Annotated in this window: 14 protein-coding genes and 1 pseudogene; 4 read left to right on the plus strand and 11 right to left on the minus strand. The window is 40.2% G+C overall.

Features of this window, described 5'->3' with window-relative positions; genetic code table 11:
- Window positions 1-21: 21 nt before the first annotated feature.
- Complete coding sequence (locus tag CXF93_RS00220; protein ID WP_101060232.1) at window positions 22-1,767, minus strand: glycoside hydrolase family 36 protein; 1,746 nt, start codon at window positions 1,765-1,767, stop codon at window positions 22-24.
- A 283-nt stretch (window positions 1,768-2,050) separates the two neighbouring features.
- Between CXF93_RS00220 and malT the strand changes: the two genes are divergently transcribed.
- Complete coding sequence (malT, locus tag CXF93_RS00225) at window positions 2,051-4,762, plus strand: HTH-type transcriptional regulator MalT (RefSeq protein WP_101060234.1); 2,712 nt, start codon at window positions 2,051-2,053, stop codon at window positions 4,760-4,762.
- Between the two features lie 91 nt (window positions 4,763-4,853).
- Here the strand turns inward: malT and CXF93_RS00230 are convergent, their stop codons facing one another.
- Window positions 4,854-5,177 (minus strand): hypothetical protein, encoded by a 324-nt coding sequence (locus CXF93_RS00230; protein ID WP_101060236.1) that lies wholly within the window; start codon window positions 5,175-5,177, stop codon window positions 4,854-4,856.
- A gap of 163 nt (window positions 5,178-5,340) precedes the next feature.
- Between CXF93_RS00230 and CXF93_RS00235 the strand changes: the two genes are divergently transcribed.
- On the plus strand, window positions 5,341-6,675 hold the full coding sequence (locus CXF93_RS00235; protein ID WP_101060238.1) for a ferric reductase-like transmembrane domain-containing protein: 1,335 nt from the start codon (window positions 5,341-5,343) through the stop codon (window positions 6,673-6,675).
- A 172-nt stretch (window positions 6,676-6,847) separates the two neighbouring features.
- Here CXF93_RS00235 and CXF93_RS00240 read toward each other — a convergent pair whose 3' ends face one another.
- Window positions 6,848-7,117: a DUF3297 family protein gene (locus CXF93_RS00240; RefSeq protein ID WP_101060240.1), complete on the minus strand. Its 270-nt coding sequence runs from the start codon at window positions 7,115-7,117 to the stop codon at window positions 6,848-6,850.
- A gap of 262 nt (window positions 7,118-7,379) precedes the next feature.
- Between CXF93_RS00240 and CXF93_RS00245 the strand changes: the two genes are divergently transcribed.
- Window positions 7,380-8,711: a ferric reductase-like transmembrane domain-containing protein gene (locus CXF93_RS00245; RefSeq protein ID WP_101060242.1), complete on the plus strand. Its 1,332-nt coding sequence runs from the start codon at window positions 7,380-7,382 to the stop codon at window positions 8,709-8,711.
- Between the two features lie 144 nt (window positions 8,712-8,855).
- Here the strand turns inward: CXF93_RS00245 and CXF93_RS00250 are convergent, their stop codons facing one another.
- From CXF93_RS00250 to mtgA, 3 genes are all read right to left on the minus strand, one after another.
- Window positions 8,856-11,228, minus strand: a complete 2,373-nt coding sequence (locus CXF93_RS00250) for a response regulator (RefSeq protein WP_198551550.1) — start codon at window positions 11,226-11,228, stop codon at window positions 8,856-8,858.
- A 602-nt stretch (window positions 11,229-11,830) separates the two neighbouring features.
- Window positions 11,831-12,253 (minus strand): universal stress protein, encoded by a 423-nt coding sequence (locus CXF93_RS00260; RefSeq protein ID WP_101060246.1) that lies wholly within the window; start codon window positions 12,251-12,253, stop codon window positions 11,831-11,833.
- An 87-nt stretch (window positions 12,254-12,340) separates the two neighbouring features.
- Entirely contained in the window at window positions 12,341-13,045 is a 705-nt protein-coding gene (gene mtgA, locus CXF93_RS00265; RefSeq protein ID WP_101060248.1) for a monofunctional biosynthetic peptidoglycan transglycosylase, read from the minus strand.
- Between the two features lie 369 nt (window positions 13,046-13,414).
- Here mtgA and CXF93_RS00270 point away from each other — a divergent pair, with 369 nt between their 5' ends.
- Complete coding sequence (locus CXF93_RS00270; RefSeq protein WP_101060250.1) at window positions 13,415-13,768, plus strand: hypothetical protein; 354 nt, start codon at window positions 13,415-13,417, stop codon at window positions 13,766-13,768.
- 156 nt (window positions 13,769-13,924) lie between these two features.
- Here CXF93_RS00270 and CXF93_RS00275 read toward each other — a convergent pair whose 3' ends face one another.
- From CXF93_RS00275 to malG, 5 genes and pseudogenes are all read right to left on the minus strand, one after another.
- On the minus strand, window positions 13,925-14,446 hold the full coding sequence (locus tag CXF93_RS00275; RefSeq protein ID WP_255418799.1) for an ankyrin repeat domain-containing protein: 522 nt from the start codon (window positions 14,444-14,446) through the stop codon (window positions 13,925-13,927).
- Window positions 14,447-14,969: 523 nt separating this feature from the next.
- Window positions 14,970-15,566, minus strand: a pseudogene (locus tag CXF93_RS00280) (tyrosine-type recombinase/integrase).
- A gap of 263 nt (window positions 15,567-15,829) precedes the next feature.
- Window positions 15,830-17,248: a leucine-rich repeat domain-containing protein gene (locus CXF93_RS00285; RefSeq protein ID WP_101060255.1), complete on the minus strand. Its 1,419-nt coding sequence runs from the start codon at window positions 17,246-17,248 to the stop codon at window positions 15,830-15,832.
- 616 nt (window positions 17,249-17,864) lie between these two features.
- The gene (gene hchA / locus CXF93_RS00290) at window positions 17,865-18,737 is read right to left on the minus strand and encodes a glyoxalase III HchA (protein ID WP_101060257.1); all 873 of its coding nucleotides are present in this window, start codon (window positions 18,735-18,737) and stop codon (window positions 17,865-17,867) included.
- Between the two features lie 290 nt (window positions 18,738-19,027).
- The gene (gene malG / locus CXF93_RS00295) at window positions 19,028-19,918 is read right to left on the minus strand and encodes a maltose ABC transporter permease MalG (protein WP_101060259.1); all 891 of its coding nucleotides are present in this window, start codon (window positions 19,916-19,918) and stop codon (window positions 19,028-19,030) included.
- Window positions 19,919-19,922: the final 4 nt, after the last annotated feature.

Raw genomic sequence — 19,922 nt, forward strand, 5'->3', positions numbered from 1 at the left:
AAGGTATTAACATAAAAATGGTTATGAAACAGCCGTCATCACAATAGCGCGGCTGTGTAGTCCAGCTGCCAACGTTAACGTCAATGTATGCGTGGGTACCGGATGCAGCGCCTCGCCGGTCCATAAATCTCGCCACATCGCCGGAAAATCGGCAATTAAGGTATGTGCAACCGCCTCACTATCGGCATAATTAAACAAACAGTGCAGTTGATACTGATGGGCTAATTTTAAAATACTATGGCTATTGGCTAACGATTGGAACTGTGCAGATTCTTGGCTAAGTCGCTGACGAGTCAGTAGCTTAGTCCAAGTATGTTTGGCAAATCCCGTTAATGCCGGTAATGGGTCGCCGGATAAGGTGAGTCCACCAGCCGCCAAAATAACATCACGATGGAATTCATAGTTAGCTTGCTCAGTACCTTGGTCTATTAATGACGTTAAGGTGATGCAGTCAGGATCTATTTGCCATAATTGGCGATGCTGCCAACTGCGATTAAACGTCTCTTTGGCAATTTGTTCAAAGCGTTCAGGTCGACGTTCAACATCATCTGATATCCGCATTGCATCGACTAACCCGAGCGACGGCCACATTGGCGCATTGCAACCAAGAATCAACGCATCACCCGCACCATCAATAATCGCCTGCATGCCTAAACGATACGCCTCAACACCAGTGATACCTTTCTGCAATCGCTGACCGCGTAAGCTGCCCCAGTAATTTGCATCTAGCTTGAATAATTCTACGCCCCACTCTTGTTGCATGGTGCGAACAACTGCGGTTAAATGCGTTTGCACTGCAACATTAGAGGTATCAAGAATATACCAAGGTGTGCAACGCCAGCCGCCATAAGTAATGTCTTCCGCTTTTAGCAAGTCACCATTAGCATGGCGAATAAACCAATCTGGATGCTGTTTAAATACCTCAGACTCTGCTTGAGCAATAAACGGCGCTAACCAAATCGCCGGTTTCTTGCCCTTGGCTTTAATCGATTGTAATAAGCTTTTAATGCCGTGAGGGAATTTATCTGATGGTGTTAACCAATCGCCCATAAAAGCCTGATAACCATCATCAAGCAGCACCCATTCCAGCTCAGATTGGCCATCACACATGACATCGACATTATCTAAAATATGCTGTTCAGTCACCTGTGCATAATAAGCATACCAAGAACACCAACCAACTGGCGCATCGACAGTTACCCCTGCGCGACGCGGATGTTGCAGCTGGATCTTAGCGCTATAATCGGCATAAACATCTGCTAATACAGTGCCTTTAATAACAGTAACCGTTTCCATCTGCTGGCTACGCCAATCTTGCGTCTGAGTATGCTCACCATCAATAAAGGCCATGATATTAATGCCTGCTTGATGTTGCTGGATCTCAAAATAACCAGCAAAGCGGTGACAAGAGGTAAAACCAAATAAGGTAAACCCATGGCTTTGTTCAATGACTAAATAATTATAAAAACGCTTCGCTGCTTGCGCGGGGTATAAACGATAACTGGCATTATTATCGGGGCAACGGCCAATATCTTGCGGTGCATTTAGCTGGCCACCCGTTTGCGCTAGCATCTGAAAGCCATCACCGAGTATTTTGGCATCATCCTCAAACTGATTCGGAAACTGCAGCACAGCAAAGTGATCATCAATTATCTGGTTATCGATCCCATTAAATTGCATGGTTATTTGTTCATTGCTTAATACATAACTGAGATCGGATTGCAGTGGAATAGCGGCTTGAGAATTGGCGAATATCATTGAAGTCATGTGAATAACCTTATAAATATTATTGAAATAATAATACGTTACTCCTAATCCCCCGCTTTGGGGGATTTTAATGGTATTTTTGTGTCATTTAAATGTAACAAAGTGAAACAAACAATGGGCCTATCACCGTTTTTCACATCATATTTAGGTATTATTCAGTTATTATTTAGTTATTGTTTATTACTTAGTTATTTATTACTTAGTTATTAAGTAAGTAATAACAATACTAGAAAAGCAGTAAGACGCTGTCTCGCCTTCATACTCGGAAAAATAAGAATAGCTTATGTGGATAACATCAAAATTAAATCGCCCAACTCGCTTACACAATTCGATTACCCGCACCCGCATTTTAGGTCATCTTCAAGAAGCTGCATTTAATAAATTAGTCTTATTTCGTTCACCTGCCGGTTACGGTAAAACCACCATGGCCGCCCAGTGGCTAAAAGACCACAACCAAGTTGGCTGGTTCAATATCGATGAAACCGATAACGATACCTTTCGTTTTGTGAACTATTTTATTCAAGCAATTAACAAGGTTACCGAGCAATCCTGCCTCAATTCGCAAGCACTGGCTGAACGTCGCCAATATAGCTCGCTACCAAATTTGTTTAGTGAACTGTTTGCCGAACTGGCTAATTATCAAAGTGAGTTCTATCTGGTACTCGATGATTATCACTGTATTAACAATGACGAGATCCATGAAGGTCTACGTTTCTTCCTTAAATACATGCCAGCGAACTGCACGTTAGTCGTCACCAGTCGTACCTTACCGCCGCTTAATACCGCTAACTTACGTATTCGCGATCTGCTCATTGAACTAGACAGCGAACTGTTAGCATTTGATGATCTAGAAGTAGCACAATTTTTTGAACAACGTATTGGCTGTAGTATGAGTGATGCCGAGATCCAAGCATTGCAGCAAAAAATCGAAGGCTGGCCGTCGGCATTACAATTAATAGCTCTGCAAGTAAAACAGAAACAGCACAGTGTCGCTGAATCGACCGAGTGGATATCGCAAATCAAGCAATCTCATCTGTGGGACTATTTAGCCGAAGAAGTATTTGATTTATTGGATGAGCCATTACAAGTATTTTTAATGCAGTGCTCAGTCTTTACCATTTTCAATACCAGTTTAATCACTGAGTTCTTTGATAATGAAGCGGCCAATAATTTACTCGAATCATTAGACAAACACGGGTTATTCCTGCATTCCCTCGAAGGTGAGCAGCACTGGTATCGATTCCACAATCTGTTTGCTGATTTTTTGAAACACCAACGTCATACCAAGCTAGCCCAAAGTAGCAAACAGTTACATAAAGATGCCGCGCGCGCTTGGTTAAAACATGATAATCCCCAGCAAGCCCTGTTCCATGCCCAACGTGCTAAAGACAGTAGCCTAACCGCAGAGATCTTATTAGCACACGGTTGGCACATGTTTAATCAAGGTGAATTAGAGAACTTAGAAACCACCATCAGTCTATTACAGTCGGATACCTTATATCAAAGTCCGCGCCTGCCGTTATTACGTGCTTGGTTAGCCCAAAGTCAACACAGTTATGATCAAGTTGGCGATTTATTGGCGCAAGCATTAATCGAATTAACACAGCGTAATATCGAGCTTAGCATAACCCAGCAAGGCGAATTCAATGCCCTGCGCGCGCAAGTAGCGATAAACCAGAACAACCCCGAGTTAGCCCTGCAACTGGCTGAAAATGCGCTAGAACAGTTAGACCCGAGCAATTACCGTAGCCGCATTGTCGCCACCTCGGTGATTGGTGAAGTAAACCATGTACTCGGTCATTTAGACCGCGCCTTATCCATGATGCAACAAGCAGAACGTATGGCGCGTCAGTACCATACTTACCCGCAAGCCTTATGGTCGCTGTTACAACAAAGTGAGATCTTAATTGCCCAAGGTCATATCCAATCGGCGTTTGATCTACTCGATAGCGCAGACCAACTGGCTGACAAGCAGCATCTGCAACAGCTGCCTCTGTATGAATTTTTGCAACGTATTCGCAGTCAAATCTATTGGCGCTGGAATCATTTAGACCTCGCCGAAGAGTTTGCCCATAAAGGCTTAAATGTACTGCCGAAGTATTGCCAATCTAAGTATTTACAATCGTATGCCATCTTAGCGCGCGTGCATATTTCACGTGGTGAATTGGATAAAGCCGGTCGTTATATCGACCTGTGTGGTGAGCTTATCGACCAGTCTGATTACCATGCCGATTGGATAGCCAATGCTAACTTCTCCCAATTGTTATATTGGCAAGCGAAGGACAATAACACCGCGATTGAAAAATGGTTAGTACAAAGTAAACCTGTGGCAGACAGTGCTTGTAATCACTTTACCCAACGTCACGGCCGTAATATCGCCCGTGCTTATATGCTAACCGAGAATTATAACCAAGCGCTGCAGACGTTAGCGCATTTACAACAAGCAGCAAGCCAACATCAACTGCTGTTTGAACAACAAAAAAACGCCACGCTAGAAGCTGTCATTTACAGTCAGGCAGATGATCAAGAGCAAGCACTAAGCAAATTACAAACTGCACTGACCTTGGCTAATACCACTAGCTCAATTTGTGATTTCTTAATTGATTCAAAAGTGATTGCTGAATTACTTAACCGCTTATTGAAACAAGGTAATATGGCGGAGTTAGCACGCTATCGCGCCGAAAAATTACTCGCAGAGATGTCGATAAAACGTCACAACCGAGCGGTTTATTTTGATAAGGCGTTTGTACATAAACTATTAAATAATCAAGATGTGCCAGAACTGATACGCACTAGCCCACTGACCCACCGTGAATGGCAAGTACTTGGCTTGATTTACTCGCGTTATAGCAATGAACAGATCTCGATAGAGTTGGACGTGGCATCAACAACCATCAAAACCCATATTCGTAATCTGTATCAGAAGTTGAATATTGCTAATCGTAGAGAGGCTATTGAAACTGCAGAGAACTTATTGAAGATGATTGGCTATTAGCCCTAATAAGTAATCAGGATGCAGTTATCTGCGTCCTTTAATAAATAATAATCCATGACCTAGATGCTAGCAGACGATATCAACGTCGGTATCAACATAGTACTGTTAGCATTTTTTCTATATTAGCTAGGCTAATGCCGCCCATCAGTTCCGGGTCTGCTAAAGCGTAGATATAACCTTCAATATCGCTGTATTCCAGTTCATCTCGACATTCTATAAAGTTAGCCCAAAGCTCTAAATCATCGGCATCAATCACGCCTGACAGATACTTGGTTAATACTAAAATCAGCGCCTGACTATCAACACTAATCACTTCAAAGCTCGGATCCCAGCCAAACTTAGCCAATGCGCTAACCGCCGTGTCTCGTTGTTCGCCAAATGCTATAATCTGTTGTAATGCTTGCTGTCTATTCATCTTTATAGTGTCCGTAAACATGAACTGAATATGAATAAGTCACTCAGTCTGGATTCAGTATAGGTATTATATAATCTCTGCATAAAAATAACATATAGAAACAAAACATACCGCTGTCGAGGTGGATCTAGAGCCTCGCATTTATCAACCGAGAAGTCATCCAATGAAATCTATTCACTATGCTTTTATTGCAATTTTAACTACTTCCTTAGCACTCTGGTTAGGCACTGAACATGCGCTATCCACGCCGCTACACTTTTGGCCCCTGCGTAAAACCATTATCTATGGTTCAGGTATTATCGCGATCATCGCGATGTCGTTCGCGACCTTATTAGCCATTAGACATTTCTTTTCTGATTCCTTCCTTGATGGTCTGGATAAACGTTATAAATTGCATAAATGGCTGGGGATCACCGGATTCGTTGCCGCGGTGACGCATTGGTTATTTATCAAAGCGCCAAAATGGTTAGTTGATTTAGACATACTGATCAAGCCAATCAAAAACAAACACGGCAACGGTGAAAGCCTGTCTTGGTTTGCCAATTTTTTCGACTACCAGCGCCACTTTGCTAAAGACATTGGCGAGTGGGCATTCTATGCCTTGATTATCTTGGTGTTGATGATGCTGAGCAAAAAAATAACCTATAAACTCGCACGCCAAAGTCATAAGTTAATGCCTGTCATTTACCTAGTACTCGTTTATCATTCGATTGTATTGATGAAGATGGCTGATTGGTTTACTCCACTAGGTATTTTTCTGATGTTGGTATTAGTCGTCGGCAGCATAAGCGCCTGCATAGCCTTGCTCGGTAAGATAGGTCATTCGAAACAAGCCCATGGCGAGATAAGCACGCTGCAACATTATACTGATAACAAGGTGCTCGCGGTGACCATCAAACTCACCACCCCGTGGACCGGTCATGATGCAGGCCAATATGCCTTTGTGACATTTGATAAGAAGGAAGGTCCGCACCCCTTTTCAATTACCTCAAGCTGGGATGAAAGTGGTGAGATCAGCTTTAATATCAAGCAGATTGGCGATTACGTTAATACCTTGCCTCACAGCCTCGCCATTGGTGACCACGTGGTTGTAGAAGGCCCCTATGGTAATTTTAATCTCGACAGTGGCAAGCAACAACATATCTGGATTGCAGGCGGTATCGGCATAGCGCCATTTTTATCACAGCTGGACAATTTAGCAAGCCAACAACAGCAAGCGGATATCACGCTCTTTTACACCACTAACATGCCAGATGAGGCCTTTATTCAGCAGTTACATAAGCGTTGTGAACAAGCTGGCGTCATCTTACACATTATTGATACCAACCAACGTGGCATGCTGACGGCCGCAGAAATAGCTACTGCAATTAATAATTACGCCACTACCGATGTTTGGTTTTGTGGCCCAGCCAAATTCGGCCATGTACTAAAATCATATTTTGTTAAGGCAGGTTTAGCGCAGCATGATTTTCATCAAGAAGCATTTGATATGCGTTAACGACTATTTGATACGTGTTAACTGATTTTGAGCTAAAAAAAAGGGCCTATCACTGTAATTAACAGTTTTAGGCCCTTTTTTGGCGATGATAGTCAGTGCATTACAAAACGACTTAACCATATGACTTAACTATGACGCCAATTTAATAACGAGGATCTCGTTACTAAATTATCTATTCTTCTACTGATACGTCTTCACAATAGAACGCTTCAACAGTACCTTTTACAGTCATCATAAGTGGTTGGCCACGACGGTCCAACGCTTTATGTGATGGTGCTTTTACCCAACCTTCACTGATGCAATATTCTTCAACATCGAAACGTTCTTTGCCGTTAAGCATAATACCAATTTCGTGTTCGAAAACTTCAGCGTTGTGGTGTGGGCTGCGTGGATTACCTGAAAGGCGATCTGGTAAAGCTGGTTTCTGTTTAATATCGTTCATGTTCGTGACCTGTAGTAAATAAAGTGCGCTATTGTAGACAATATAGGTCTGACGCTCAAGAGCTGCGGTAATAAATATTCGATCCTTTAGCATCTGTTGGCTTTAATTGATACAAGGCCTTTATCGGTAAACATGTACTGAATATGAATAAACCCCTCAGTTTGTATTCAGACTAATTGTTGTTTAATAGCCGCATAACAACAAAACATACCGTTACCGAGGAGAACTTACGCCTCGCATTTACCAACATAGAAGTCATCATATGAAATCAATTCATTATGTTTTAATCGCAATTTTAACCGCTTCATTAGCACTCTGGTTAGGCACGGAACATGCGTTATCAACCCCCCTCCACTTTTGGCCGCTGCGTAAATCCATTATTTATGGCTCTGGTATTATTGCGATAATAGCGATGTCATTTGGTACTTTATTGGCCATTAGGCATTTATTCTCTGATTCCTTCCTCGACGGTCTCGATAAACGTTATAAATTGCATAAATGGCTGGGGATCGCCGGATTCGTGGCCGCAGTAACCCATTGGTTATTTATCAAAGCACCTAAATGGTTAGTTGATTTAGATATGCTGATCAAGCCAATCAAAAATAAAAATAACAACGATGAAACCTTGTCTTGGTTTGCGCATTTTTTCGACCTGCAACGACATTTTGCTAAAGACATTGGCGAGTGGGCATTTTATGCGCTAGTGATCTTGATTATCATCATGTTGAGCAAAAAAATAACCTATAAACTCGCGCGTAAAAGTCATAAGTTAATGGCCATCGTTTACCTCGTCATGGTTTATCATTCGATTGTATTGATGAAAATGGCAGATTGGTTTACCCCGCTGGGCATTTTTCTCAGCTTGGCATTAGTGGTTGGCAGCATAAGTGCCCTGATTGCCTTATTCGGTAAAATTGGTCATTCAAAACAAGCTCATGGCCAAATCAGCACATTGCAGCATTATACCGATAATAAAGTACTCGCGGTGACGGTCAAACTAGCAACCCCGTGGGCGGGTCATACTGCCGGACAATTTGCATTTGTTACATTTGATAAAAAGGAAGGCCCGCACCCATTTTCAATCACCTCAAACTGGGATGGCAGTGGGGATATCAGCTTTAACATTAAACAGATTGGTGATTACGTTAATACTTTACCTAGCTGCTTAGCCGTGGGTGATAAGGTAGTGGTAGAAGGCCCCTATGGTAACTTTAATATCAGCAGTGATAAGCAACAACATATCTGGATCGCAGGCGGCATCGGCATTGCACCCTTTTTATCAAAACTGGACTGTTTAGCCAGCCAACAACATAAACCGGATATTACCTTGTATTACACCACCAACATGCCCGACGACTCATTTATTCAACAGTTAAATGAGCGTTGTCAGCAAGCTGGCGTCACCGTACATATCATTAATACCCAACAACGTAGGTTAACAGCCACAGAAATATCCGCTGCAATTAATAATATTAACAGCACCGATGTTTGGTTTTGTGGCCCTGCAAAATTTGGCAATATACTAAAATCACACTTTGTTAAACAAGGCTTACCGCAAGCTGATTTTCACCAAGAGATATTTGATATGCGCTAACTAACATTGTTCCAAAAATAAAGCCAGCAGACAAGTTCTTCTTTATCTAGTAAAAATAAGAGTAAGAATGCACTACCCGCTGGCTTGCATTTATCTACGTGTTAACGCACATTGACCTGAGCATGTTTTGTTTTTTTGTTTAATTCAGTAGTAATTATTCATACTGTCATCATCAGAATTTTCAGGTTTTAACCACTTGGTTAATACTCCTTCTAGCTTCTGATTATCGATGGGCTTGCTTAAGTAATCACTCATACCAACGTTAAAACACTTATCTTTGTCACCGAGCATCGCACTTGCTGTCATAGCAACAATCACGATATCACTATTTGATTTACCAGCGTCTCCTGAACGAATTCTGTTGCTCGCTTCAAAACCATCCATTGTGGGCATTTGGCAGTCCATAAACACTAAGTCGTAATGACACACTCTTAATTTAGAAAGCGCTTCCTCCCCATGATTAGCAATGTCCACCGTTAGGTTATATTTCACCAATATGGATTTCGCCACCAACTGATTAACTTTATTATCTTCGACTAACAATATGCGGGGGGCATTAAGCCAATATGGTTTTTCAGTAGCCTTCTTTTGCTTTACAGATTTAATATCATAGCTGGGAGCAAGCAGCTGAATTGGCTTTAATGACGCGTCATTCTCCCTAATTCTTGCTAACGTAGAAACTAAGTCTGACGTGGTCACAGGTTTAACAAAATAATCACTAAAGCCGACATTAGAGAAAGACTCACTTTCACCTAGTTCATCGATAGAAGTCATCAATATCAGTTTCATTTTAGAAAAGGCATTGTTGTTTTGTAATTTCGTCCCTAATTCCGCGCCATCCATGTCTGGCATTTTCATATCTAAAAATGCAATATCAAAGCAATTTTCATCCAATTGTTCAAGTCGTGCTACGCTAATTTGCAATGCTTGCTTGCCATTAATCGCTTCAACGACAACGGCTCCCCACCCCTCTAGTAGTCCACGTAATACCTTCCGGCTGGTAGCATTGTCATCAACGATTAAAATATTTAACCCACTTAGGTTTATATATGGCACAACGACAGGTTGCTCGTTAGTCACGTTAAAAGGAATAGTGAGGGTGAAACAACTGCCCTTATCAACTTCACTGGTCATGTTAACGCTACCTGACATTAACTCTGCTAAGCGTTGACTGATAGTCAAGCCCAAGCCTGTTCCGCCATATTGGCGAGTTATAGATGAATCTGCTTGGGTAAATGATTTGAATAATGAGGCTTGCTTATCAGCGGGAATGCCAATGCCCGTATCAATAATATGGCAGGTAAGCTGCAGGTTGCCATTATCGAGTGGCTCAGTTGCAGCGCGAACAATAACTTCACCTGCATCGGTAAATTTAATTGCGTTACCAATGAGGTTCGTTAAGATTTGTCGTAGTCTATGCGCGTCTCCTGTAATTGGCACATTACCGACGCTGACTATATCTAAAACTAATTCCAACTCTTTTTGATGTACTTGAAAAGCTAAACTTTCAGTTATTTCCTCGAGTGTTTTTCGTAAATTAAAGGGAATATTTTCGACCGTTAATTTACCAGCTTCAATTTTAGAAAAATCAAGAATATCATTAATAATTATAAGTAGTGATTGGGCACTTGATTGAGCAATATAAGCTTTATAATATTGTTCTTTATCTAGTTTGGAACCCAGTAATAGATCAAGCATGCCTAATACACCATTCATCGGGGTGCGAATTTCATGGCTCATTGATGCTAGAAACTCACCTTTGACTTGTAGTGCACTTTCCATTTTAGTAATGGATTGTTTTAGTGTGCTAGACATAGTGTTGAATGATTCAGCTAAGATAAATAGTTCATCCTTGCTAGTCACCTTAATCTCAACGTCAAAATCCCCTTCGGTTATTTTTTTTGTACCAATGAGTAGTTTTTTGAGATTGCTAAGTATGCTAGTTGACGTTAATAGCGTAATGATAGTGGATAAAATAATAGAAATGAGGGTGCCAATAACAATTAATTGCTTAGTCTCAGTGGCAGTAGTTAAGGCTTTGTTTTGACGCTTAAGAAGTAAGCTTTGTTCTTCTTCTATAAAGCTATTTTTAATGGCTCTAATTTCATCAATTATCTTTTTCCCGGTCTCTTTTTCAATTAATGGTGTAACGACACTCAAAGAGTCTTCATTCTTGACCTGCCGCCTCGCTGCTATTTCTACTTCAGCGGCTTGTTCTAACCATAATTTTTGTAACTGATCTATTTGTATAATTCGTGCTACCTGAGAGCTGTTATCTGAAACCAATATTTTGAGATTATCAATATGCTCTATCCACATGTATTTGGCGTTATAATAAGGTTTTAAAAACACTGATTTTCCAGTTATTAAATATCCTCGTTCACCCGTTTCCATATCTAACATAAGTGTAACTAATTCATGGCTTTTGGCTGTAACAGCATGAGTGTGTTCAACCCATTTTGCGGTGGCGATGGTTTTTTCAATATTAATGTAAACCACGACAGCAATATTTATCATCAACAGCATTGGGATCGCGGTGCTTAAGATCATTTTACTGCGAATGGATAAATTCTGAATTCCCTTTAGCATAAACTCTTCATTCCTTTCCGCTTACGTAAAATAATATTAAAGTTAGCGTTAACCAATACCTTGGTCGTATATTTGATTTTTAATTTGGACGAAGCAATGTAATCAGTAATGAGCCTGCATGCTTAGCTTAATTGTAGCAATTGGGCTTATATCTACCTATTTTTTGTAAGCCACATTGTAAATCTGTGAGCTATTGAAGGTAAAAGTATTAATCCGCAGTTTTAGTGTGACTTATATCTATAAATTTAACTTCAACTTTAAGGTTGAAAAATCCAATGCTTAAAAATACAAAATGTGGTTAGGTGAAGCGTATATACCGGATGGGGGTTATGTCGATTGTCATCGGGGTATATTTGAAACAAGCGATACAACAAAAACAGGCAAGTCTGGCGTCTTAAGTTGAGCTAAGTGGTTGAGTCAAATTAACCACTTATTTAGATATCTTAGGAAAAGTTGGTTATTGTATTTTTACACGTCATAGTTGCGCTTTGATAAATCGATTAGCGCTCAGGCCATAGACCGTCTCATTATTATTTTTCAAGATAAACAATTAATAAGTCTATGTTAACGGTGTTTTCAAGTTTTTTTACTGAAGATAATAAACGACTCCAGAAATCATGATGGTGTCCACAAACTAGTAAATCCGCACCTAATTGATTGACTGCTGTTGTTAATTTCACTTCCAAATCACCTATTACAACCAGTGTGTGTTCTACGGGATAATCAAGTTGATCAGCTAATGCGCACAGTTCTTGCTTCTCTTTTCCGTTATCAACTTCAGGCATAACTGAAGTTGAGGTGGGCCTCGCCCCTGGAATACTCAAATGACTGGAATCAACATAAATAAATGAAAGCTTAGCATTATTGTCTTTTGCTAATGAGACGGCTTTACTGATCACTATTTCACTGGATTTAGTTAAATCAACAGCAACTAATATATGGTTATAGCTCATTAAATTTCTCCCTATCAAATCTCTTATAAATATTAGCAGAGTTATAGTGGTTCAGTGAATTAAGCCTGATCACCGTTCAGGATTTTGTTATAAATTTTTCAGGTAAGCAGTTCCGCCTAATAATCGCACCGCGTTTTTAATTTGTGCCGCGCGGCTTAACACATAGGAAGAAGGGTTTGCAGCAGACATTCGCTTTGGATTGGGTAATACCGCAGCTAACAGCGCGGCCTGATGAGCAGTAATGTGCGCGGCTGAACGGGAAAATAATTTTCGACTCGCAACTCCGACCCCATATACTGCGGGTGCAAATTCAACCACATTAAGATAAATTTCTAAAATTCTGCGTTTCGGCAGAAACACCTCTATCAAGATGGTGAAATATGCTTCTAACCCTTTTCTAAGTAGGCTTCGTCCGGGCCACAAATAAAGATTTTTAACCAATTGTTGGCTAATGGTGCTCGCTCCGCGCGTTTGTTTTCGATTTTCTGTTAATGCTTTATAAAGAGAATCAAAATCAAAACCCAAATGGTCGGGAAATTTCTGATCTTCCGATGCAACGATCGCAATTGGCAGCGTTTTAGCAATATTTTCGTAAAAAACCCAATCTAGAGAGATTATTTTTTTATCGGCAAACATTTCTTGAATAATAAAGGTGGTGGTAAAAGGATTCAACCAACGCAAAGGCAGGGTCAGCATGATACTAGCCATAAACAAGCTAGAGAAAGTAATCACTACATAACCTAACATGCGCTTTTTTAAACTCTTCTGATGAGACTTTCTGTTATTTTTCATTGTTAAGAATCTAAGGACAAATTAGTTTTATTATAGCAACATTATTTCTTTTGAATGCTTAAATCAGTGATGTTGAAGTGGGTAAGTAAAACTTGTTATGAGTTTGTAGGTTTCCATATACACTTTGGGGCGAAACCAGTTTACTTAACGTTATTGCTGTGAATGAGCCTTTGGTGTATGGTCGGGTTAACCATGCCACTACACTTTTACCACCCTAGTATAAAAATAATCAATGTCACCAAATGATTCTACTAATTTGTTCAAAGCTAGCTCCTCGTGCTTACTTTCTTTTTCGTCTAATTTTTTAGTTCAACTTTCATTAAGCCCTATTCAGATTATACTTAAACGACTATATAATGGAGGTGAAATATGAAAAAGCACTATATATTTTCGGCTATCATCCTACTCACGGTGTCAGGTGTAGCAGTCAGTGGTGAAAGTGGTAAGCATCGACGTGATATCTTTTACGGATACGAGTCGATTAGGGCATATGGATTCATACCCGGTAACACTGGGGGCATAATAGTAGAAGCTCTTTGCACAGAAGGTAAGAGAGTTATTGGTGGTGGCTGGCAACTTGTGAGTGGTGGTGGATACATAGTGTATGGTCTTGGGCCAAATTCCGATGATAATGGTTACTATATAGATATGTCTTCTGCTACCTCAGAGCCTCAAAATGTCGAAGTGACTGCCATTTGTGCAAATGTGACGAAGAAACGCTAGAATCAACATAGATGATAACAATTTAGGTTACCGATCAAAAGTTAGAGATAACGCTTGCGTCACACTATCCTGTAAAATGAATTTAGCCTCCTTGTTTGGGGCTTTTTTGTTTGCCCTGCAAAGCTGGCAAACCCGTCCACTTGAAAGCCGTTACCCTTAATTCTTTGCTCCCGCCTTCATGAGTAAATCTATTATTTTTTTATGATTATTATTTTGAGCAATCGACAGTGCTGTTCCAATGACATCACTTTTCGCATTAACATCAGCCCCCATTTCAAGCAGAGCTATCACAATATCGGTATGGCCATTCATTGAAGCATATATAAGTGCTGTTGAGCCCAGGTTGTCTTTCATATTAATATCTGCATCCCACTCAAGTAGAGCTTTCGCAATACTAGTATGTCCATTCACTGAAGAATGTATAAGGGCGGTTGCACCAAGAATATCTTTCACATCAGTATCTGCCCCACTTTCAAGCAGAGCCTTCACAGTGCTGGTATGTCCGTTCCCAGAGGCATACGTAAGGGCAGTCTGCCCCTCCTCAACTTGTGCATTGAAATCTGCGCCATTAGCAAGTAGAGTCTTTACAGTATCAGTATGGCCGTTCTGTGAAGCTGCTATGAGGGCCGTTGCGCCCCAACTATTTGCTGCATTTACGTCCATTCCCTTTACAAGCAGAGTATTTACGACCTAGGTATTACTATCTAATGAAGCTCTTAACAACTGCGTTTGTGTTGTCTCACAACCAGCTAATAGAGAATAAATACCAAAAACCATAATTAAATTTCGAACAGGTCGCCAATAAAAAATCATTGTTATATCCTTCTTTATTAAGATTTCGTTGTCGTAGAGGCTAAGCAATCGTGCCCACTAGTTTAGAATCATCCTTACTAATTATAAGACATGTCGAACACCTACGATTCTTACATGAGAAATATAAATGAATAGAAACTCTAACAAAGAATGGGGTAAATTAGGGTTAAAATTACTGCAAAGCTATTGGTCCCTCAACAAGGATTAACTAACGACTAGATTAAGTCTAATTCTTACGTAACTTCATAATTCTTAAAATAATGAAGAAGATATAAGAGTTCTTAAAGTGGCTAAGAATTCTATATCTAAGATGATCACGAACACCTAAATATGATGACTTGGGGCATGTTTGACCTTCAACTATAGTGGTTGAAGACCAGAACTAAATTTAACTATCCGTGTCCTCAGATAACTTCAGGGCATCTTCAATCTCAATGCCCAAGTATCGAATTGTGTTATCTACTTTTGTATCGCCTAAAAGCAGTTGCACTGCACGTATATTTTTAGTGCGGGCATATATCAATTTAGCTTTGGTTCGTCTCATCGAATGCGTGCCATGTAAGTTATCATCCAGTCCTAAACTTAGCGCCCACGACTTGATAATCTTTGAATAGTAAGAATAACTAATCGGTTTGCCTATTCTGCGAAGACTGGAAAATAGGTAGTTATCAGTTCCCAGTCTTGCCGAAAAGATCTACCTACTGATGCTTTGTTGACTTCTAGGTGTTATTTCAAATTGAACGTCATTACCTGTTTTACTTTGATTAAGTTGTACTCGTAGATGAACGATACCTTGGGAATAAACATCTCCAACTTTCATTCTAAGTAAGTCACATGAACGCAGTTTGCTATCTATAACCAAGTTTAATAGAGCTAGTTGCATCGGGTTACCATTAATTTGGAGTCTGGTTCGAGTGCCCCAAACTTCTTCTAGTCTAAATGGCTTCTTAGCACCATGTCCGTGATTTGAGTTCTTTACAATCATCATGACCTCCTATTACTGATAATGGTCATGATGATTGTAGAATGGAACAGGTACAGAGCTTGGAACTGGAAAAAATGACTTAGTGTTTGAGCTTAGGACAAGGTTCTCATTAGATAAAATATTGCTAATTGAGGCTAACGCCTGTTGAACACGTTCATTACTATGCAAACATACTTGAATTTAACGCCTTAAAACAAGGAACAGCAAGCGAACCTTACAACTTGTACAACAAGAATGGAGCTGCTGAGACACACTTCTTTTGTTTATATGCAACTTGAAGGCATCGTGACGATACCAGGCAGTGCTGTCGTAAGAGTAGTAAGGTCTGCACAGGGTATACTGTTGTTGTCAAATAGATTAATAAATATTGCATATGTCAGACTAACAAGGCCTGTCACCCCTGTTGTAATGCTGTTTCTACTAAGGTCGATTTCTCTCATATCTGTCAGTCCGGAAAGGGCTAAAATATCAGTAATACTATTAGAGCTCAGTTGCAGCTTTTCAACGTTAGTTAGTCCTGAAAGGGACGAAATATCACTCACGTTGTTACGATTTAAAGCCAAAGCGGCCAAGTTATTTAATCCAGAAAGGGCTGAAATATCGCTGATACTGTTGGAACTCACATCAAGTATTTCAAGGCTTGTAAGGCCAGAAAAAGCTGAAATATCATTTATACTGTTAATCCCCAAAGTAAGGCTTTTTAGGTTTGTCATATCTGAAAGTACTGTGACATCGCTTATACCGTTGCTTCCAAGTGAAAGTTCATTCAAAGCTGTCATGCCAGACAAGGGGGAAATATCAGTTATATTGTTGCTATCAAGCCACAAGAGAATAAGGCTGGTCAGGCCGGAAAGGGCTGAAATATCAGTAATACTATTAGAGTTCAGTTGCAGCTTTTCAAGGTTAGTTAGTCCTGAAAGGGACGAAATATCACTCACGTTGTTACTATTTAAAGCCAAGGCTGCCAAATTATTTAATCCAGAAAGGGCTGAAATATCGCTGATACTGTTGGAAGTCACATCAAGTATTTCAAGGCTTGTAAGGCCAGAAAAAGCTGAAATGTCATTTATACTGTTAGCCTTCAAAGTAAGACTTTTTAGGTTTGTCATGTCTGAAAGTATTGTGACATCGCTTATGCCGTTGCTTCCAAGTGATAGTTCATTCAAAACTGTCATGCCCGACAGGGGAGAAATATCAGTTATATTGTTGCTATCAAGCCACAAGAGAGTGAGACTGGTCAAGCCGGAAAGTGCTGAAATATCAGTAATACTATTAGAGTTCAGTTGCAGCTTTTCAATGTTAGTTAGTCCTGAAAGGGCTGAAATATCACTCACCTTGTTACTATTTAAAGCCAAGGCTGCCAAGTTATTTAATCCTGAGAGGGCTAAAATATCACTGATATTATTTAAATCTAAGCTCAGGACTGTAATGCTTGTGAGATTTCCTATTCCACTTAGGTCTGAAATTCCAGTCTCTATACAATTTAGAGTGGAAAGATCACTAACATAGATTGCAGAAGTAGAAATTACACAATCAGCCAAATTCGGGTCTGTAAATGTAAGGCTGGATATTAAAATTTTGTCATTGTCATCATCGCTACCACCACATGCATTAAATAATATCGACAAGAAAACGATAAACAGTACTGATAGTGTTTTTCTAATTAACAATATGCCATTCATAATAAACCCTTAATACTTGTAATGTTCGCTCCTTGCTGAATTTTTCAATACATGATCCACCTGAAATTATTGGGTAAGTATTTGTTGGCTACAGGCTAAATTTGTCCATCAATATTTAGTATAGTTTCTATCAACACTCCTTACTAATTGACCTTGTGATTTATAAGTGATTTATTCTAGTAACTGATTGTATGTTGTGGTCAGCTAATTTTAACAACTAACTTTTAGTTAGTAAGTCGTATAGGAACCGATAAATTTTTAAATGTTCTATCTCGGTTTTGAGTGTTTACGAACTGGTTTTACTAGCACGAGCCTCTTGAAATCGGGCATAAAGATCGACTAACCAAGAAGCTATCAATCTTGCGTAGTGCTCGGTATTGGGAGTTTCCGAGCATCAACGTTTGGAGTCATGACATAAGGAAAAGTATGGCAAACTTGGTAATTCGATCCGCCACTGAGTAATTATGTTAAGTCGGAATGCGGCATAACTTCGTTAGCGCTATTACGCCAGCCAATAAATCAATACAGTATATTTGTAGAAAGGTAAAGATAGCACTGCGGTCACAATAAAAATTGAGATAGGTATCGACTGCACGACACCTATTTTATTATGTGTTTATTCAGAAACGGTAGAAAGCAGTGCTTCAGCAGCCATTACACCAAACTGATTCGCAGCACCTGGACTATCACCTGTGATAAGTTTTCTATCTTTGTGGCAGGTGCCATCCGCTTTCTTATTGACGATATCTAGACCCATGCTTAGTAATTTTTCACCAAAGAACCAAGGCATCTCACCAGGTAGGTAACCAAACAGCGGCGTCATTTTATCTAAGCTATCAGGAAATGCTACGATCTTGTAACCGCGGTAAACAAACGTGTTTTTGTCATCACCAAGACCTGCAGCTAACAGTGCTGCTGGACCGTGACAAATGGAAAGCATATATTTGTCTTGTGCATGAGCCCATCGAATCACATTTCCTAGGTCTTCATTTTCTGGTAATCCCAGCATAGCACCATGACCACCAGGAATATAAACCGCAATATAAGGTGATTCATCATTCATTGAATTTGTAACAAAATCACTTAGCGAATGAGGGTTCTCAAAGTTAGCGTTATGCTTTTGATAAAGCGCATTTACCGCATCATCCTCTTGTGGCATTGCCCACATCTCAATTTCTGCTGGCTTACCTGTCGGCGTATAAATATCAATTTCAAAACCAGCTTGTTCCAAATGCAGCATAGGAACAAACATCTCTACAGGGTGATTACCGGTGAAAAATCGTTTACCATTTTTCATGGTCATATTACTTTCTTCACAGCAAACCATTAGCACTTTAGGCTGACTGCCTTTATAAGGATTTGGATATACCTTATGGTCATAATTAGTCTTACTTTTTGTCGCTAATCTCAGTGCTACCGGAGAAGGACTAAACGAACCATCATTCTCGATTTTAGGGGCTATTCCGAACAACTTTCTAATATCAAACATACTTAATCCCTCTCATTTATTCGCTGCAATCCGTGCTGATGTCATTTACGTACATAACGATTGTTCTACGACATTCCGGATAACGTAAATTATATTTTATGCAATGCTCATAAACAGTAGCAAATTTGTCGTTAATTACAAATGGATAATGAAAGGCAGTTCGCGGAGAGGATTTAATCTAATCATTTGTTTTTAAAAACTAGCACAAAAAATAAAGCCAGCGGACAACGACTTCTTTTAACAAAGAGTACATCATCCGCTGGCTTTAGTTATATGAGGATTCGCTAACCCTAGCCTTTCACACCACCAGACGTTAAGCCACCAACTAACCAGCGTTGTGCTAATAAGAATACTGCTGTAATAGGTAATGCTGACAGCACGGCTGCCGCTGCAAAGTCACCCCACAGGTAGTTTTGTGGATACAAGTATTGTTGCATGCCCACAGCCAGCGTATAGCCATTCACATCAGATAATAACAGTGATGCAACTGGCACTTCGGTTACCGCGCCAATAAAGGACAGAATGAATACCACAGCTAAAATAGGCACCGACAGCGGCAATAATACCAAGCGGAATGCCTGCCAAGGTGTCGCACCATCAAGAGCTGCGGCTTCTTCTAATGAACCATCAATCGACTCGAAATAGCCTTTAATCGTCCATACATGCAAGGCAATACCGCCGAGATAAGCAAAGATCAAACCGCCATGGGTATTCAGCCCCAAGAACGGTACATACTGGCCTAACTTATCAAACAAGGCATACAAAGCCACCAGCGCTAATACTGCAGGAAACATCTGGAAGATCATCATCGCTTTAAGAATGGTTTCTTTACCACTAAAACGTAACCGAGCAAACGCATAAGCCGAAGTCGTCGATAGTGCAACAACTAAGATTGAAGTGATCCCAGCAACCTTCACTGAATTCCATAACCACAGTAGTACAGGGAATGGTGGAGGTGTTACTGAACCATCTGCATTAGTCACCGAAAATCCGAGAGCTAAACGCCAATGATCTAACGATGGTGCCGAAGGAATAATTTCCCCTGTAGCAAAGTTACCATCACGAAATGAGATTGCGATAACCATGACCAACGGAAATAGAATGACCACCAGCAGCGCGATAAGTGCGAAATGTGCAGCCCACACCCGATATTTTAATGAGTTACCTTGTACCATTGCCATAATA

It is taken from the genome of Moritella sp. Urea-trap-13 (assembly GCF_002836355.1).
GTDB lineage: Bacteria > Pseudomonadota > Gammaproteobacteria > Enterobacterales > Moritellaceae > Moritella.

Coding starts and splice junctions, on each gene's coding strand:
- CXF93_RS00220 (WP_101060232.1), bottom strand. CDS start 1,767: ATGACTTCAATGATATTCGCCAATTCTCAAGCCGCTATTCCACTGCAA.
- malT (WP_101060234.1), top strand. CDS start 2,051: ATGTGGATAACATCAAAATTAAATCGCCCAACTCGCTTACACAATTCG.
- CXF93_RS00230 (WP_101060236.1), bottom strand. CDS start 5,177: ATGAATAGACAGCAAGCATTACAACAGATTATAGCATTTGGCGAACAA.
- CXF93_RS00235 (WP_101060238.1), top strand. CDS start 5,341: ATGAAATCTATTCACTATGCTTTTATTGCAATTTTAACTACTTCCTTA.
- CXF93_RS00240 (WP_101060240.1), bottom strand. CDS start 7,117: ATGAACGATATTAAACAGAAACCAGCTTTACCAGATCGCCTTTCAGGT.
- CXF93_RS00245 (WP_101060242.1), top strand. CDS start 7,380: ATGAAATCAATTCATTATGTTTTAATCGCAATTTTAACCGCTTCATTA.
- CXF93_RS00250 (WP_198551550.1), bottom strand. CDS start 11,228: ATGATAAATATTGCTGTCGTGGTTTACATTAATATTGAAAAAACCATC.
- CXF93_RS00260 (WP_101060246.1), bottom strand. CDS start 12,253: ATGAGCTATAACCATATATTAGTTGCTGTTGATTTAACTAAATCCAGT.
- mtgA (WP_101060248.1), bottom strand. CDS start 13,045: ATGAAAAATAACAGAAAGTCTCATCAGAAGAGTTTAAAAAAGCGCATG.
- CXF93_RS00270 (WP_101060250.1), top strand. CDS start 13,415: ATGAAAAAGCACTATATATTTTCGGCTATCATCCTACTCACGGTGTCA.
- CXF93_RS00285 (WP_101060255.1), bottom strand. CDS start 17,248: ATGAATGGCATATTGTTAATTAGAAAAACACTATCAGTACTGTTTATC.
- hchA (WP_101060257.1), bottom strand. CDS start 18,737: ATGTTTGATATTAGAAAGTTGTTCGGAATAGCCCCTAAAATCGAGAAT.
- malG (WP_101060259.1), bottom strand. CDS start 19,918: ATGGCAATGGTACAAGGTAACTCATTAAAATATCGGGTGTGGGCTGCA.